Annotated in this window: 17 protein-coding genes; 9 read left to right on the top strand and 8 right to left on the bottom strand. The window is 69.2% G+C overall.

Going from position 1 to position 14,464, the window contains the following annotated elements; all coding sequences use genetic code 11:
- On the bottom strand, positions 1–535 hold a 535-nt coding region (locus AC1D12_RS09230), incomplete at its 3' end, for an SDR family oxidoreductase (protein ID WP_477840048.1).
- A gap of 204 nt (positions 536–739) precedes the next feature.
- On the opposite strand from AC1D12_RS09230, the gene AC1D12_RS09225 reads away from it, so the two are divergent.
- Positions 740–1,255 (top strand): phasin family protein, encoded by a 516-nt coding sequence (locus tag AC1D12_RS09225; RefSeq protein WP_047500789.1) that lies wholly within the window; start codon positions 740–742, stop codon positions 1,253–1,255.
- A gap of 92 nt (positions 1,256–1,347) precedes the next feature.
- On the opposite strand, the gene AC1D12_RS09220 is transcribed toward AC1D12_RS09225, so the two are convergent.
- Both AC1D12_RS09220 and AC1D12_RS09215 read right to left on the bottom strand, forming a co-directional pair.
- Entirely contained in the window at positions 1,348–1,992 is a 645-nt protein-coding gene (locus AC1D12_RS09220) for a hypothetical protein (protein WP_477840046.1), read from the bottom strand.
- Between the two features lie 249 nt (positions 1,993–2,241).
- Complete coding sequence (locus AC1D12_RS09215; protein ID WP_047500785.1) at positions 2,242–2,724, bottom strand: YqaA family protein; 483 nt, start codon at positions 2,722–2,724, stop codon at positions 2,242–2,244.
- Positions 2,725–2,790: 66 nt separating this feature from the next.
- Between AC1D12_RS09215 and dusB the strand changes: the two genes are divergently transcribed.
- The 7 genes from dusB (at position 2,791) to AC1D12_RS09180 (ending at position 9,181) form a co-directional block, all read left to right on the top strand.
- Complete coding sequence (gene dusB / locus AC1D12_RS09210; RefSeq protein WP_465111165.1) at positions 2,791–3,849, top strand: tRNA dihydrouridine synthase DusB; 1,059 nt, start codon at positions 2,791–2,793, stop codon at positions 3,847–3,849.
- Positions 3,846–4,082, top strand: coding sequence for a Fis family transcriptional regulator (locus AC1D12_RS09205; RefSeq protein WP_047500781.1), 237 nt, complete (start codon positions 3,846–3,848; stop codon positions 4,080–4,082). Before dusB ends, AC1D12_RS09205 begins: the two co-directional genes overlap by 4 nt.
- Before the next feature lie 13 nt (positions 4,083–4,095).
- Positions 4,096–5,679, top strand: coding sequence for a bifunctional phosphoribosylaminoimidazolecarboxamide formyltransferase/IMP cyclohydrolase (gene purH / locus AC1D12_RS09200; protein WP_477840044.1), 1,584 nt, complete (start codon positions 4,096–4,098; stop codon positions 5,677–5,679).
- Positions 5,680–5,701: 22 nt separating this feature from the next.
- Positions 5,702–6,322 carry a lysophospholipid acyltransferase family protein gene (locus tag AC1D12_RS09195; protein WP_477825615.1) on the top strand — a complete coding sequence of 207 codons (621 nt, stop codon included), beginning with the start codon at positions 5,702–5,704 and terminating at the stop codon, positions 6,320–6,322.
- Positions 6,322–7,290, top strand: coding sequence for a phosphatidate cytidylyltransferase (locus tag AC1D12_RS09190; protein WP_477840042.1), 969 nt, complete (start codon positions 6,322–6,324; stop codon positions 7,288–7,290). Before AC1D12_RS09195 ends, AC1D12_RS09190 begins: the two co-directional genes overlap by 1 nt.
- A gap of 104 nt (positions 7,291–7,394) precedes the next feature.
- Positions 7,395–7,943 carry a crossover junction endodeoxyribonuclease RuvC gene (gene ruvC, locus AC1D12_RS09185; protein ID WP_477825614.1) on the top strand — a complete coding sequence of 183 codons (549 nt, stop codon included), beginning with the start codon at positions 7,395–7,397 and terminating at the stop codon, positions 7,941–7,943.
- Between the two features lie 11 nt (positions 7,944–7,954).
- Positions 7,955–9,181, top strand: coding sequence for an alpha/beta fold hydrolase (locus tag AC1D12_RS09180; RefSeq protein ID WP_477840040.1), 1,227 nt, complete (start codon positions 7,955–7,957; stop codon positions 9,179–9,181).
- 22 nt (positions 9,182–9,203) lie between these two features.
- Here the strand turns inward: AC1D12_RS09180 and AC1D12_RS09175 are convergent, their stop codons facing one another.
- Together AC1D12_RS09175 and AC1D12_RS09170 are read right to left on the bottom strand one after the other, a co-directional pair.
- Positions 9,204–9,542: a hypothetical protein gene (locus AC1D12_RS09175; protein WP_477825612.1), complete on the bottom strand. Its 339-nt coding sequence runs from the start codon at positions 9,540–9,542 to the stop codon at positions 9,204–9,206.
- Positions 9,543–9,557: 15 nt separating this feature from the next.
- Positions 9,558–10,076 (bottom strand): hypothetical protein, encoded by a 519-nt coding sequence (locus AC1D12_RS09170; protein ID WP_465111160.1) that lies wholly within the window; start codon positions 10,074–10,076, stop codon positions 9,558–9,560.
- A 165-nt stretch (positions 10,077–10,241) separates the two neighbouring features.
- Between AC1D12_RS09170 and AC1D12_RS09165 the strand changes: the two genes are divergently transcribed.
- Positions 10,242–11,684: a DHA2 family efflux MFS transporter permease subunit gene (locus AC1D12_RS09165; RefSeq protein WP_052211262.1), complete on the top strand. Its 1,443-nt coding sequence runs from the start codon at positions 10,242–10,244 to the stop codon at positions 11,682–11,684.
- Here AC1D12_RS09165 and AC1D12_RS09160 read toward each other — a convergent pair.
- The 3 genes from AC1D12_RS09160 to AC1D12_RS09150 all read right to left on the bottom strand — a co-directional run.
- Positions 11,681–12,130, bottom strand: coding sequence for a hypothetical protein (locus AC1D12_RS09160; protein ID WP_477827622.1), 450 nt, complete (start codon positions 12,128–12,130; stop codon positions 11,681–11,683). The two genes, AC1D12_RS09165 and AC1D12_RS09160, sit on opposite strands and share 4 nt — an antisense overlap.
- 123 nt (positions 12,131–12,253) lie before the next feature.
- Positions 12,254–13,594, bottom strand: a complete 1,341-nt coding sequence (gene argG / locus AC1D12_RS09155) for an argininosuccinate synthase (RefSeq protein ID WP_477840037.1) — start codon at positions 13,592–13,594, stop codon at positions 12,254–12,256.
- A 53-nt stretch (positions 13,595–13,647) separates the two neighbouring features.
- Positions 13,648–14,464, bottom strand: an 817-nt coding sequence (locus AC1D12_RS09150; RefSeq protein WP_477840035.1) for a methionine synthase, incomplete at its 5' end; no start/stop codon positions are given.

The following is a 14,464-nucleotide window of genomic DNA, read 5'->3' as shown; positions in this document are numbered from 1 at the left end:
TCGCCGGGCGGTAGACCGTCCACGGGATCCTGCATTCCTTGCGCACGATCTTCTCGCTCTCGTGCTTGGTCATGAAGTAGGGGTGGTCGAGGCCTTCGGCCTCGTCGAACATGTCCTCGCGGAACACGCCCTCGTACAGGCCGGCGGCGGCGATCGAGCTGACGTGGTGCAGGTGGCCGGCATCGATCGCGCGGACGAACTCGACGACGTTGCGCGTGCCTTCGACGTTCACGCGCACCTGGCTTTCCTCGTCGGCGGCCAGGTCGTAGACCGCGGCGAGGTGGTAGGCGTGGTCGATCGTGCCCTTCAGGGCCTTCAGCGCGTCGGCCGAGACGCCGAGCTTCTTCGCGGTGAGGTCGCCGTAGACCGGAATCGCGCGCGCCTTCGAGACGCCCCAGTACTGCAGCAGCTCGTCGACCTTGCCCTCGCTCTCCGGCCGCAGCAGGAAATGGACGGTCGCGCCGCGGCGCTGCAGCAGGGTCTTGACGAGGCGCTTGCCGATGAAGCCGGTGGCGCCGGTGACGAAATACTGCATGCAGTCCTCCTGGGGCGGTCGGGTTGACGACCGGGATTGATTTCGTTCGATTCTTGACCAAAGCCGCTTGCGCGCTGCTGCGCGATTACCCGAGCCCGCCCATAGAGGCTGCGCCCTAGAGAAAGCCGGTGGCGCCCGCCGGAGGGCCTCCTATAGTGGCCCCGCGACTTTCACATCACCGACTCAACAACGGAAGAGGAACCCATGGTCAAGAAACTCCAGAAGATGGCCGAGAAGAAGAGCGCCTCGGCGGCCGGCCTGCTCGACAGCGCGTTCGCCGGCACGGTGAAGGATTCGGCGCAGCAGATCTGGCTGGCCGGGCTGGGCGCCTTCTCGAAGGCCCAGGAAGAAGGCGGCAAGGTGTTCGACGCGCTGGTCAAGGAAGGCGTCAGCCTGCAGCGCAAGACGCAGGCCGTGGCCGAAGAGAAGATCGGCGAGGTGACGAACCGGATGAGCGGCATGGCCGGCGACGTGACCGCCAAGGCCGGCCAGCACTGGGACAAGCTGGAGTCGATCTTCGAGGAACGCACCGCGAAGGCACTGGCCAAGCTGGGCGTGCCGAGCGCCAAGGATGTCGCCGCACTGACGAAGCGCATCGACGAGCTGAGCGCAAAGGTCGCCGGACTGAACGGCAGCGCAGCGACCAAGGCGCCGCGCAAGGCTGCGGCCAAGGCACCCGCCAAGACGCCCGTCAAACGGGCCGCACGCAAGGCTGCCTGAGCGGCTTCAGCCCAGCGGCCGCCGCGGAACCGGCTCCGCCGGGCCGCTGGCGGCGCCCCTTGAGGGGCAGGCGCGCAGCGCCTCCGGGGTGGTCAACTTTTTCCGGTCATGGAGCGTTCCCACTCCTGGTCGACCTCCATGAAGGTCGTGACGCTCGCTTCGCGCACCTGCACATGCGTGGTGTCGCCGAAGTCGGACATCTGCCGGGTGCTGGCCGTGATGCGCGTGCGGGCCAGCGTGCCCGAAGCGCGGGCCCGCAGCAGCGTCAGGCCGCGTGCCGACCAGTCCATCACCAGCGTGTCGAGCTGGGCCATGGCCTTGCGCAGCAGCTCGGCCGGCAGGTCCTCGAAGGCCTTCATGCCCTTGGTCTTCAGCGCGCGCTCGAGCATGTTGAGGTGCACCAGCACCCGGCGCGAACGCGGATCGCGGTCGAGCACCGCGGCCAGTTCGAGCCGCATCGCCTGCACGTCGGCGGTGTCGGAGGGCGACATCTTCGGTGCGAGCACCGAATCGCCGAAGCGGGTCGCCGGGTCGTCGAGCACCAGCTTGAAATCCAGGCCCTGGCGCTTCAGCCGCACCGGGCGGCGGAACAGGCGCTTCAGCCAGCGCACCGGGTTCTTCAGGAAGGCGTTCGGGTCGGCCGCGGGCTTCGCGGGCTTGGCAGCCTTCTCTTTGGTGGCTTGTTTGGTGGCTTGTTTGGTGGCCTGTCTGGTGGCTTCTTTCGCAGGCGCTTTCACGGCCGCTTTCGCAGGTGCGTTCGCAGAGCGGACCTGAGCCTTCGCCACAGCCGGCGCGGGCTTCGGCTTGGTCTCGGGCTTGGATTGGGTCGGAAATTTCATGCTCTGCCTTGTCAGCCCGCCGGGCACTGCGGGGATCGTGCCACGAGGGGCCGGTGCGCTGTCATCGCGAAGCGCCGCCGGTCATCGCGAGCCGGCAATCCATCACGGTTTGATTGCGCACCGATGCGGTGCCAAACGAACCCCCCATCATCCCGCAAACCAGCCCGGGAACAGCCACAGCGCCCCCGCCGTCATCACCAGGTAGCGTGCGAACTTGCCGATCGCCATGAATCCGACGCAGGGCCAGAACGGCAGCTTGAGCCAGCCGGCCACCGCGCACAGCGGATCGCCGACGATCGGCAGCCACGACAACAGGCAGGCCTTCGCGCCGAAGCGCTGCAGCCAGCGCAGCACGCGCACCTCGTGCGGCTTGTGCTTCACGTGTTCGTAGGCCTTCTCGGCGCCGTAGCCCATCCACCAGGTGATCGCACCGCCCAGCGTGTTGCCGACGGTCGCCACCAGCACGGCCGGCCAGAACAGGCTGGTGTTGGCGCTGACGACGGCCACCACCATCGGCTCCGAGCCCATCGGCAGCAGCGTGGCCGACACCAGTGCGATCACGAAGACGGAAGAGAGTCCGAATTTCGGCAGCGCCAGCAGCGCGATCAGCGGGTCGATCCATGCATCCATCCGCGGGCATTATGCGCAGCCCCCAAGGGCTATACTCCTGCCTCCTTTTTTGGCACTCCCCCCACCATGCCCACCGGCCCCGTCATCGGCGACATCACGCTGCCGAACCGCTTGTTCGCCGCGCCGATGGCAGGGGTCACCGACCGGCCGTTCCGCCAGCTGTGCAAGCGGCTGGGCGCGGGCTACGCGGTGAGCGAGATGGTGACGTCGCGGCGCGAGCTGTGGAACAGCCTGAAGACCTCGCGGCGCGCCAACCACGATGGCGAGGTGGCACCGATCGCGGTGCAGATCGCCGGCACCGAGCCGCAGGAGATGGCCGAGGCCGCCGCCTACAACATCGACCGCGGCGCCCAGGTGATCGACATCAACATGGGCTGCCCGGCCAAGAAGGTGTGCACCAAGTGGGCCGGCTCGGCGCTGATGCAGGACGAACCGCTCGCGCTCGCGATCATCGAAGCGGTGGTCGCCGCCTGCGCGCCGCGCCGCGTGCCGGTGACGCTGAAGATGCGCACCGGCTGGTGCCAGGCCGAGCGCAATGCGGTGGCGATCGCGCGCGCCGCCGAAGCGGCCGGCATCGCGATGGTGACGGTGCACGGCCGCACGCGCGAGCAGGGCTACGGCGGCCACGCCGAGTACGACACGATCGCCGCGGTGAAGGCCGCGCTGCGCATCCCGGTGGTGGCCAACGGCGACATCGACTCGCCCGAGAAGGCCCGCGAGGTGCTGGCCGCGACCGGCGCCGATGCGCTGATGATCGGCCGCGCGGCGCAGGGCCGGCCGTGGATCTTCCGCGAGATCGCGCACTTCCTGGCCACCGGCGAGCACCTGCCGGCGCCCGAGGTGCTGCAGGCCAAGGGCTGGCTGCTGGAACACCTGCACGAGCACTACGGGCTCTACGGCGAACACGCCGGCGTGCGCACCGCGCGCAAGCACATCGGCTGGGCGGTGCGCGCGCTGCCCGGCGGCGAGGGCTTTCGCGCCCACATGAACACGCTCGACACCTGCGAGGAGCAGGTGCGGGCCGTGACGGACTGGTTCGATCAACTGGCCGGCACGCACCATCGGCTGCCCGCGGCACACCCCGGCGGCGCAGCGAATCACGATCTCATCGAACAACAAGCATGAGCAAGAAGCACATCGAAGAATGCATCCGTGACAGCCTCGAGACCTATTTCAAGGACCTGCGCGGCGTCGAGCCGAACGCCATGTACGACATGATCCTGAAGGTCGTCGAGAAGCCGCTGCTCGACGTGGTGATGAAGCATGCCGACGGCAACCAGAGCCGCGCCGCCGAATGGCTGGGCATCAACCGCAACACGCTGCGGCGCAAGCTGCTGGACCACAAGCTCACCAAGTAATCGAGGCCCCCTCATGCAAGCCCTGCTTTCCGTTTCCGACAAGACCGGCGTGCTCGATCTCGCACGCGAACTGCAGGCCCTCGGCTGCAAGCTGCTCTCGACCGGCGGCACCGCGAAGCTGCTCGCCGACGCCGGCCTGCCGGTGACCGAGGTCGCCGACCACACCGGCTTCCCCGAGATGCTCGACGGCCGCGTGAAGACGCTGCATCCGACCGTGCACGGCGGCCTGCTGGCGCGGCGCGATGTGCCGGAGCACATGGCGGCGCTGCAGCAGCACGGCATCTCGACCATCGACCTGCTGGTCGTGAACCTGTACCCGTTCGAGGCCACGGTGGCGAAGCCCGGTTGCACGCTGGAAGACGCGATCGAGAACATCGACATCGGCGGGCCGGCGATGGTGCGTTCGGCCGCGAAGAACTGGAAGGATGTCGCGGTGCTGACCGACGCGTCGCAGTACGCCGGCGTCGTCGCCGAGCTGAAGGCGGCCGGCAGCGTGAGCCGCGAGACGAAGTTCAAGCTGTCGGTGGCCGCGTTCAACCGCATCGCCGACTACGACGGCGCGATCAGCGACTACCTGTCGTCGCTGCAGGCCGACGGCAGCCGCAGCGCGTTCCCGGCGCAGAGCAACGGCCGCTTCGTGAAGCTGCAGGACCTGCGCTACGGCGAGAACCCGCACCAGGCCGCCGCGTACTACCGCGACCTGAACCCGGCGCCGGGCTCGCTGGTGACCGGCCGGCAGCTGCAGGGCAAGGAGCTGTCGTACAACAACATCGCCGATGCCGACGCGGCGTGGGAATGCGTCAAGTCGTTCGGCCCGGGCGACGCACCGGCCGCCTGCGTGATCGTCAAGCACGCGAACCCGTGCGGCGTCGCGATCGGCGCGAGCGCGGCCGAGGCCTACAGCAAGGCGCTGCACACCGACCCGAGCTCGGCCTTCGGCGGCATCATCGCGTTCAACGTCGAGCTCGATGGCGCGGCGGCGGCGCTGGTCGTCAAGCAGTTCTCCGAGGTGGTGATCGCGCCGTCGTTCAGCGCCGAGGCGCTGGCGGCCTTCAAGGGCAAGCCGAACGTGCGGCTGCTGCAGATCGCGCTGCCGCCGGGCGGCGGCACGCCGTGGCTGCAGGGTCGCAATGCGCAGGACGTGAAGCGCGTCGGCTCGGGCCTGCTGATCCAGTCTGCCGACCTCCACGAGCTGGCGCTCGCCGACCTGAAGGTCGTCACCGTCAAGCAGCCGACGCAGCAGCAGATGCTCGACCTGCTGTTCGCGTGGAAGGTCGCGAAGTACGTCAAGAGCAACGCGATCGTGTTCTGCGCAAACGGCATGACGCTCGGCGTCGGCGCCGGGCAGATGAGCCGCGTCGATTCGTCGCGCATCGCGAGCATCAAGGCCGAGAACGCGAAGCTGTCGCTGAAGGATTCGGCGGTGGCGAGCGATGCGTTCTTCCCGTTCCGCGACGGGCTGGACGTGGTGGTCGACGCCGGCGCGAGCTGCGTGATCCACCCGGGCGGCAGCATGCGCGACGACGAGGTGATCGCGGCGGCCAATGAACGCGGCATCGCGATGGTGCTGACGGGCATTCGTCACTTCCGTCACTGAAGCCGGCGGCTACCATTCCGGCATGACCCGTCCCGAGTTCGTCGGTTTACTGCTGTCGTCGATCGCTCGCCTGATCACCGGTGCCCAGGGGCACTGGTATGGCAGCCCGCCGAAGGCCGAGCAGCGCATCTACTTCGCGAACCACCAGAGCCACTTCGACTGGGTGCTGATCTGGGCCTCGCTGCCGCACGACCTGCGGGCGCAGACGCGGCCGATCGCCGCGCGCGACTACTGGACCTCGTCGCCGCTGAAGCACTGGATCACGCGCGAGGTGTTCAATGCCGTCTACGTGAGCCGCATCCGCACCGAGGACGAAGACCCGCTCGAGCCGCTGGTCGAGGCGCTGCGCAACGGCGACTCGCTGGTGATCTTTCCCGAGGGCACGCGCGGCAACAAGGGCGAGCCGCAGGCCTTCAAGGCCGGCCTGTACCACCTGGCCGAGCAGTTCCCCGGCGTGCAGCTGATACCCACCTGGATCGACAACGTGCAGCGCGTGATGCCCAAGGGCGAAGTGGTTCCGGTGCCGATCCTCTGCTCGGTGACCTTCGGCGCGCCGATGACGCTCGCGCCCGATGAAGAGAAACGTGCCTTCCTCGACCGTGCGCGTTCCGCCGTGATGGCGCTCAGCAAGGTGGCCGCCTGATGGGTGCGCTGCGTCAACTGACGGTGACCCAGCAGGTCGGCCTGCTGTTCGTGATCATCTTCGGGCTGCTGGCCATCGTGACCGGCCTGGCCTTCGCGCGGTCGCTGCGCGAGCTGTCGCCGGAGATGGCCGAGCTGACCGAGCGCTTCCGCCGCGAGCTGCGCGCGGTGTGGATCGGTACGGTGCTGTTCTGGGTGGCGTGGGCCTCGGGCGCATTCGTCGCGACGCTGCTGTTCGCGCTGATGAGCTTCCTCGCGCTGCGCGAGTTCATCACGCTGACGCACACGCGGCGCGGCGACCACCGCGCGCTGCTCGCGGCCTTCTTCGTCGTGCTGCCGGCGCAGTACTTCCTCGCCGGCACGCGCCACTTCGACCTGTTCACGGTGTTCATCCCGGTCTATGCGTTCGCGGCGTTGCCGATCCTCGCGGCGCTCGGCAACGACGCGACGCGTTTCCTGGAGCGCACCGCGAAGATCCAGTGGGGCACGATGGTGTGCATCTACGGCATGAGCCATGCCCCTGCACTGCTGCTGCTCGATTTCGAGGGCTACCAGGAACGCGGCGCCTTCCTGGTGCTGTACCTGGTGCTGGTGGTGGCCTGTGCGCAGGGCGTGCAGGCGCTGGCGAGCCGGCGGGTGCGGGCGCGGCCGGTGGCGCGGCAGATCGACCGCACGTTCTCGTGGCGCGCGTTCGTGATCGGCGMGCTCGGTGGCGGGCTGGTCGGCGGGCTGCTGTACTGGATCACGCCGTTCAAGCCGGCACAGTCGCTGCTGATCGGCTTCATCGCCTCCGGCTGCGGCACGCTGGGCTCGCTGGTGATGCAGGCGCTGAAGCGCGATGCCGGCGTGCGGCGCTGGGGCAACCGGGCGTCGGTGACCGGGGCGGTCGGCCTGCTGGACCGGGTGGCACCGCTCGCGTTCGCGGCGCCGGTGTTCTTCCATTCCGTGCGCTGGTATTTCGATGCCTGAGGAAATTCGCCCCCCAGTCGCTGCGCTCCTGCCCCCAAGGGGCGCCACCCCAGGGGCCCGGCAAAGCCGGTTCCCCGGGGCGTTGCTTGGTCCGGAACGACACGATGCGCATCCTGGGCATTGATCCGGGCCTGCGAACGACAGGCTTCGGCGTCGTCGACGTCGACGGTCAGGCGCTTCACTACGTCGCGAGCGGCACCATCAAGACCGATGCCGCCGACGCCGGCCACCTGCCGGCGCGGCTGAAGATCATCTTCGACGGCGTGCGCGAGGTCGCCGCGCGCTACGAGCCGCACTGTGCGTCGGTCGAGATCGTGTTCGTCAACGTGAACCCGCAGAGCACGCTGCTGCTCGGCCAGGCGCGCGGCGCGGCGCTGACCGCGCTGGTGTCGGGCAACCTCGATGTGGCCGAGTACACCGCGCTGCAGATGAAGAAAGCCATCGTCGGGCACGGCCAGGCGCGCAAGGAACAGGTGCAGGAGATGATCATGCGGCTGCTGAAGCTGCCCGGCCTGCCCGGCAAGGACGCCGCCGACGCGCTCGGCCTCGCGGTGTGCCATGCGCATGCCGCGAAGTCGTTCGCCGCGATCGACCGCGCGACGCAGCGCACGCGCACGACGCGGGCGCAGTTCAAGGCAGGGCGGACGTACTGAGGATGCGGACGATGTGGCAAGGCTTGGCGCGGCGCGTGGCCGCGGGGATCGCCTTCGTGGCCATGGCGGGCGCAGCCTGCGCGCAGGAGGGCCCGTCGTTCCCCCCGCTGGAAGCCTCCGGCCCCGCCCCCTACGTGATCGGCACCGAGGCCGATCTCGCCGCGTCGCCGAGCTGGACCGACCTCGAGGCCATCGCCCTGAAAGAGGCCCAGCTCACGCGCGGCGCCTTCGCCGGCGCCGATGGCGTGAAGATCCACTACCGGCTGTACCAGCACCGCGCCGAGACGCGCGGCGGCATCGTCATCTCCACCGGCCGCACCGAAGGGCTGGCGCTGTACCAGGAGACGGTGCGCGACCTGGTGCGCAGCGGCTACTCGGTCTACATCCACGACCACCGCGGCCAGGGCTTCTCGCAGCGGTTGCTGCCGCAGGACGATTCGATCGGGCACGTCGAGAACTTCGACGACTACGTGAACGACCTGGCCGCCTTCGTCGATGGCCCGGTGCGCGCGGCGCGTGCCGGCCGGCCGCTGCCGCTGTTCCTGCTGGCCCATTCGATGGGCGGTGCGGCGGCGGCTCTGTTCCTCGAGACCTCGCCGTCGGCGCRCATCGCGGCGCTGGCGCTCGTCACGCCGATGATGGCGCCGTGGGCCACGGGTGCCAGCAACGCCGGCGTCACGGCGCAACTGGCCGACTACCTGTGCGATGGCGGCACGATGCAGCTGTCGGGCATCGCCTGGCTGATGCCGAAGAGCTATGCCGAGGGCACGCCCTTCGACCCCGCCTACGAGTTGATCCGGCAACGCGCCCCTGATGCGCCGAACGCGCTGACCCACAGCGCGGCGCGCTTCAAGCGCCACTGGGACATGCGCGCGCAAGCGCGCTGCGACGGCCCGGACTGCGGCTCGCCGCATGCGAAGGTGGGCGGCGTGTCGTACCGCTGGTTCCAGCAATCCTGCGCCGCCGCGGAGCGGGTGCGCGGCGAGGCGGCTGCACGCATCCGCCAGCCGGTGCTGCTGCTGCAGGGCGAGCAGGACGTGGTGGTGAAGCCGTCGGCCCAGAAAACCTTCTGCGACAACCTCAACGCAGCGCACGGCGCCGGCTACTGCATCGGCCGCACGGTGGTGCAAGGCAAGCACTCGCTGCTGATCGAGGCCGACGYGGTCCGCATCCCGGTGCTGCACCGCGTGCTCGGCTTCTTCGACTGCGTGGCGAGCGGCGCGGCGCGCTGCGAGTGAGCCGTCTCCGGCCTGATGCGGCTCAGTGGTACTTGACGTAGTACCACACGCCCAGCGCGAGGATCACCAGCACCGGTAGGCCGATCGGGAACTCGGTGTAGCGCCGGCCCTCGAGCCGGAACAGCCAGGTGATGACCTCGCCGAGCAGCGTGCCGACGACCGGGCCGAACAGGAACCCGACCAGGCCGAAGCCGAGCGCCGTGCCGCCGATCCAGCGCACGAACACCGGCCGCAGGTCGGGCACGTCGATCGCCGCGTGGTACACGCCGAGCCACCAGGCCACCGCCGCACCGATCACGGCGCCGATCACCACGCCGACGAAACCCGACGCGAGGCGATCGCCGACATCCAGTCGAGCCATCGCGGCCCCGGTGCCTCAGTGCTTGCGGCGGTCGAGGCTCGAATGGCCCTCGATCGCCGGAGACGGGCGCAGGCGTTGCGGCGACAGCTCGTCGCGCGCGCGCTGCTCGAAGGACATCAGCCGGCCGAACTCGAACAGCACCAGGCCGATCAGGCCGATGCCGCCGGCCATCGCCAGCACCTGCGCGGCCGGCAGCGCATCGACGCCATGCAGCCACGGGCGCACCAGCAGGCTCGCGACGCCGATCACCGCACCGGCATGCAGGCCCACCGAGCCGGCGCGTTGCAGCGCCTCGGGCAGGCCGGTTGCCGGCCAGGCGTCCAGCGTGCCGGGYACGCGCGCGACGACGCCGATGCGGTACAGGCCCGCGAGCAGCAGCACCAGCGCGATCAGCCCGGAAAGCAGCGCCGCGGCCGCTTCCGCCGCATCGCCGAAGGCCGGCAGGCCGCCGAGGCGCGCCAGCACGATCGGCAGCAAGAGCCCGAACAGGTTCAGGCAGTAACACAGCTTGAGCAGGAATGTGGCCCGTTTCATGTGGTCTGGATCTTCTGAAGTGAAACGCCTCCCCGGCGCATGAACGGCGAAGTCTAGCGAGCGGGCGCGATGCGGTCGCGCGCGGCGCGCCCCCCCTGTTGGGGGGTGTGTCGGTTCGCTGCGACGAGAATGGCCGTTTTTGCCCCGACGACGGAGGATTTCCCGATGCCCCACCGCCACCTCGACACCCGCAAGCGCTGGCTGGCGCTCGCCGTGCTGTGCCTGGGCGTGCTGATGATCGTGCTGGACACGACCATCGTGAACGTCGCGCTGCCGTCGATCCGCAGCGACCTCGGCTTCTCGGAAACCTCGCTGGTGTGGGTGGTGAACGCCTACATGCTGACCTTCGGCGGCTTCCTGCTGCTCGGCGGGCGGCTCGGCGACCTGTACGGCCAGCGCCGGCTGTTCCTGCTCGGCATCGCCGGCTTCACGCTCGCGTCGCTCGGCTGCGGCCTCGCGCAGTCGCAGGCGGTGCTGATCGTCGCGCGCGCGGTGCAGGGGCTGGCCGGCGCGGTGGTGTCGGCGATCTCGCTGTCGCTGATCATGAACCTCTTCACCGAGCCGGCCGAGCGCGCGAAGGCGATGGGCGTCTACGGCTTCGTCTGCGCCGGCGGCGGCAGCATCGGCGTGCTGCTCGGCGGCTTGTTGACCGGCGCACTGAGCTGGCACTGGATCTTCCTCGTCAACCTGCCGATCGGCATCGCGGTGGCGGCACTGTGCGGGGTGCTGCTGCCGGCCACGCCACCGGCGGCGCATGGCGCGAAGCTCGACGTGGCGGGTGCGGCGACGATCACCATCGCGCTGATGCTGGCGGTGTACGCCATCGTCAACGGCAACGAGGCCGGCTGGCTGTCGGCGCAGACGCTCGGCCTGCTGGGCGGCGCCATCGTGCTGCTCGGCGCGTTCTTCACGATCGAGTCGCGCGTGGCCGAGCCGCTGGTGCCGCTGTCGCTGTTCCGGCTGCGCAACCTGTCGACCGCCAACATCGTCGGCGTGCTGTGGGCAGCCGGCATGTTCGCGTGGTTCTTCATCTCGGCGCTGTACCTGCAGCTGGTGCTCGGCTACACGCCGATGCAGGTCGGGCTCGCGTTCCTGCCGTCCAACCTGATCATGGCGGCGTTCTCGCTCGGGTTGTCGGCCAAGCTGGTGATGCGGTTCGGGCTGAAGAAGCCGCTGGCCGGCGGGCTGCTGGTGGCGGCGCTCGGGCTCGCGCTGTTCGCGCGCGCACCGGTCGACGGGAATTTCTGGATCGACGTGCTGCCGAGCATGCTGCTGCTGGGCGTTGGTGCCGGGGTCGCGTTCAACCCGCTGCTGCTGGCCGCGATGAGCGAGGTGCAACCGCAGGATTCAGGGCTCGCCTCCGGCATCGTCAACACCGCGTTCATGATGGGCGGCGCGCTCGGGCTGGCGGTGCTGGCCAGCCTGGCTGCGGCGCACAGCGGCGCACAGGTGTCAGCGGGCGCGGACCCGAAGGGCGCGCTCACCGCCGGCTACCACCTCGCGTTCCTGATCGGCGCGGTGTTCGCGGCAGCCGGCGGATTGCTCGGCGCCGCGCGGTTCACCGCGGTTCGCGCATCAGCCGGCGAGCAGCCCGCGCACGCGGCTTAGCTGGTGCACTCGAGCTGCAGCGACTGGATGTGGCCGCCGACGCCGAGCTTGGTGATCAGGCCCCCTTCGCGGCTGTTGGGACCGAAGGCGACGGAGCGATCCTTGAACATCGCGTGCTCGTAGACGCGCAGCGTGGCCTTCGGGCCGGTCACCAGGCTGTCGATCTCCTTCTTGAGCTGCCGGCCGTTCATCTTGTCGGCGCTGTCGAGCGAGACCGGTCCGACCAGCGTAGCGACCTCGCCCTTGAAGTTGCGTTCGCCGTAGAACTGGGCCCAGCAGCCGGATTCCAGCGCGGGGCTCGAGATCTCGACCGGCACCTGCACGATGACGGGCTGCGGGCGCGTGTCGCCGGTGGCGGTCTGCAGGTTGCTCGGCGTGGAGCTGCAGCCGGCGGCGATGAAGGCGGTGAGGACGGCAAGCGGGACGAGCGTGGTGAAGCGGTTCATGCGATTCCTCGTGAAGGTGTCGCGGCCCCGCCCTCGGGGCCGACTCTTCGACGATGATCGATGCGGCTTGGCGGCCCGTCGATCGGAGGCGGCCGCTACCCGCTGTAGGCGGCCATCACCTCGTCACCGGGCCGCGTCGTCCTTCAGCTGCGGCAGCGCCGAGCCGCCCGCCGACGTCAGCAAGCCCGCCTGCGAATACACCATCAGCTTCTCGCGCGTGTCGGCGATGTCGAGGTTGCGCATCGTCAGCTGGCCGATGCGGTCGAGCGGCGAGAACGGCGCGTTCTCGACCTTCTCCATCGACAGCCGCTCCGGCGCGTAGGTCAGGTTCGGGCTCTCGGTGTTGAGGATCGAGTAGTCGTTGCCGCGGCGCAGTTCGACCGTCACCTCGCCGGTGACGGCACGCGCCACCCAGCGCTGCGCCGTCTCGCGCAGCATGATGGCCTGCGGGTCGAACCAGCGGCCCTGGTACAGCAGGCGGCCGAGCTTCAGGCCGTTCATGCGGTACTGCTCGATGGTGTCTTCGTTGTGGATGCCGGTCACGAGGCGCTCGTAGGCGATGTGCAGCAGCGCAAGGCCCGGCGCCTCGTAGATGCCGCGGCTCTTCGCCTCGATGATGCGGTTCTCGATCTGGTCGCTCATGCCCAAGCCGTGCCGCCCGCCGATGCGGTTGGCCTCGAGGAACAGCGCCACCGGGTCGGTGAAGCCCTGCCCGTTCAGCGCGACCGGGCGGCCCTCTTCGAAGCGGACGGTCACCTCCTCGGCCTTCACCGCCACGTCGTCGCGCCAGAAGGCCACGCCCATGATCGGGTTGACGATGCGGATGCCGCTGTTCAGGTGCTCCAGGTCCTTCGCCTCGTGCGTGGCGCCGAGCATGTTGGAGTCGGTGGAGTAGGCCTTCTCGGCCGACATCTTGTAGCCGAAGCCGGCCTTCGTCATGAAGGCCGACATCTCGGCGCGGCCGCCCAGTTCGTCGATGAACAGCTGGTCGAGCCAGGGCTTGTAGATCTTCAGGTTCGGGTTGGTCAGCAGGCCGTAGCGGTAGAAACGCTCGATGTCGTTGCCCTTGAAGGTGCTGCCGTCGCCCCAGATGTTGACGTCGTCCTCCTTCATCGCGGCGACCAGCATCGTGCCGGTGACCGCACGCCCGAGCGGCGTGGTGTTGAAGTAGGTGATGCCGGCGGTGGAGATGTGGAAGGCGCCGGCCTGCAGCGCGGCGATGCCTTCATTGGCCAGTTGCAGCCGGCAGTCGACCAGGCGTGCCTTCTCGGCGCCGTACTGCATCGCCTTGCGCGGGATCTCGTCATAGTCCGGCTCGTCGGGCTGGCCGAGGTTGGCGGTGTAGGCGTAGGGCAAGGCGCCCTTGAGCTTCATCCAGTGCAGCGCGGCGCTGGTGTCCAGGCCGCCGGAGAAGGCGATGCCGACTTTCTGCCCGAGGGGCAGGTTCTGGAGGATGGTGGCCATCTGGGGTCTTCGAGAGGGAAAGCTGCGAACCGACGAGCGGGCGGGCCGCCATTTTAGGCGGCACGCCTCCTCGCCAGCGCCGCCCCCTCCCCCAACGCCTTCAGCTTCGCCTCCGCCACCGCCCGGTTCATCGGCGCCAGCCCGCAGTTCGTGCACGGGATCAACCGCTCCTTCGGCACGAACTGCAGCGCGCGGCCGATGGTGTCGGCCACCTCTTCCGGCGTCTCGATGGTGTCGCTCGCGACGTCGATCACGCCGACCATCACGTCCTTGCCGGCCAGCAGCCGCATCAGGTCGGGCGGCACGTGCGAATGGATGCACTCCAGGCTCACCTGGTCGATGCGGCTCGCGGCCAGCGCCGGGAACACCTTCTCGTACTGCCGCCACTCGTCGCCCAGCGAGTTCTTCCAGTCGATGTTGGCCTGGATGCCGTAGCCGTAGCAGATGTGCACCGCGGTCGTGCAGCGCAGCCCCTCGGCCGCGCGCTCCAGCGCCTTCACGCCCCAGTCGGCCGCCTCTTCCATGTAGACGTTGAAGGCCGGCTCGTCGAACTGCACGATGTCGACGCCATCGGCCTCCAGCGCGCGCGCCTCCTGGTTCAGCAGCTCGGCGAACGCGAAGGCCATCTTCACGCGGTCGCCGTAGAAACGGTCGGCCACGGTGTCGACGATCGTCATCGGGCCGGGCAGCGTGAACTTGATCTTGCGCTGCGTGTGCGCCCGCAGGAAGCGCGCCTCGGTCGCGTGCACGCGGCCGCTCAGGCTCAGCGGGCCCACCACCTGCGGCACCATCGCCTTGTAGCGGTCGCGGCGGATGCCCATCTCGACCTTGTGCTCGAAGTCGATGCCGGCCACCCGCTCGAGAAACCCG

It is taken from the genome of Rhizobacter sp. P1_G5 (assembly GCF_056405435.1).
The sequence above is the reverse complement of the archived record's forward strand: the minus strand, read 5'-3'. Positions and strand labels throughout refer to the sequence as shown.

Bases quoted from the DNA above. Each gene is read 5' to 3' on its own strand.
- AC1D12_RS09160 (WP_477827622.1), bottom strand. From the start codon at position 12,130: ATGAACCGCTTCACCACGCTCGTCCCGCTTGCCGTCCTCACCGCCTTC.
- purH (WP_477840044.1), top strand. From the start codon at position 4,096: ATGCAAGCCCTGCTTTCCGTTTCCGACAAGACCGGCGTGCTCGATCTC.
- dusB (WP_465111165.1), top strand. From the start codon at position 2,791: ATGCCCACCGGCCCCGTCATCGGCGACATCACGCTGCCGAACCGCTTG.
- AC1D12_RS09195 (WP_477825615.1), top strand. From the start codon at position 5,702: ATGACCCGTCCCGAGTTCGTCGGTTTACTGCTGTCGTCGATCGCTCGC.
- AC1D12_RS09225 (WP_047500789.1), top strand. From the start codon at position 740: ATGGTCAAGAAACTCCAGAAGATGGCCGAGAAGAAGAGCGCCTCGGCG.
- AC1D12_RS09165 (WP_052211262.1), top strand. From the start codon at position 10,242: ATGCCCCACCGCCACCTCGACACCCGCAAGCGCTGGCTGGCGCTCGCC.
- AC1D12_RS09215 (WP_047500785.1), bottom strand. From the start codon at position 2,724: ATGGATGCATGGATCGACCCGCTGATCGCGCTGCTGGCGCTGCCGAAA.
- AC1D12_RS09175 (WP_477825612.1), bottom strand. From the start codon at position 9,542: ATGGCTCGACTGGATGTCGGCGATCGCCTCGCGTCGGGTTTCGTCGGC.
- ruvC (WP_477825614.1), top strand. From the start codon at position 7,395: ATGCGCATCCTGGGCATTGATCCGGGCCTGCGAACGACAGGCTTCGGC.
- AC1D12_RS09205 (WP_047500781.1), top strand. From the start codon at position 3,846: ATGAGCAAGAAGCACATCGAAGAATGCATCCGTGACAGCCTCGAGACC.
- argG (WP_477840037.1), bottom strand. From the start codon at position 13,594: ATGGCCACCATCCTCCAGAACCTGCCCCTCGGGCAGAAAGTCGGCATC.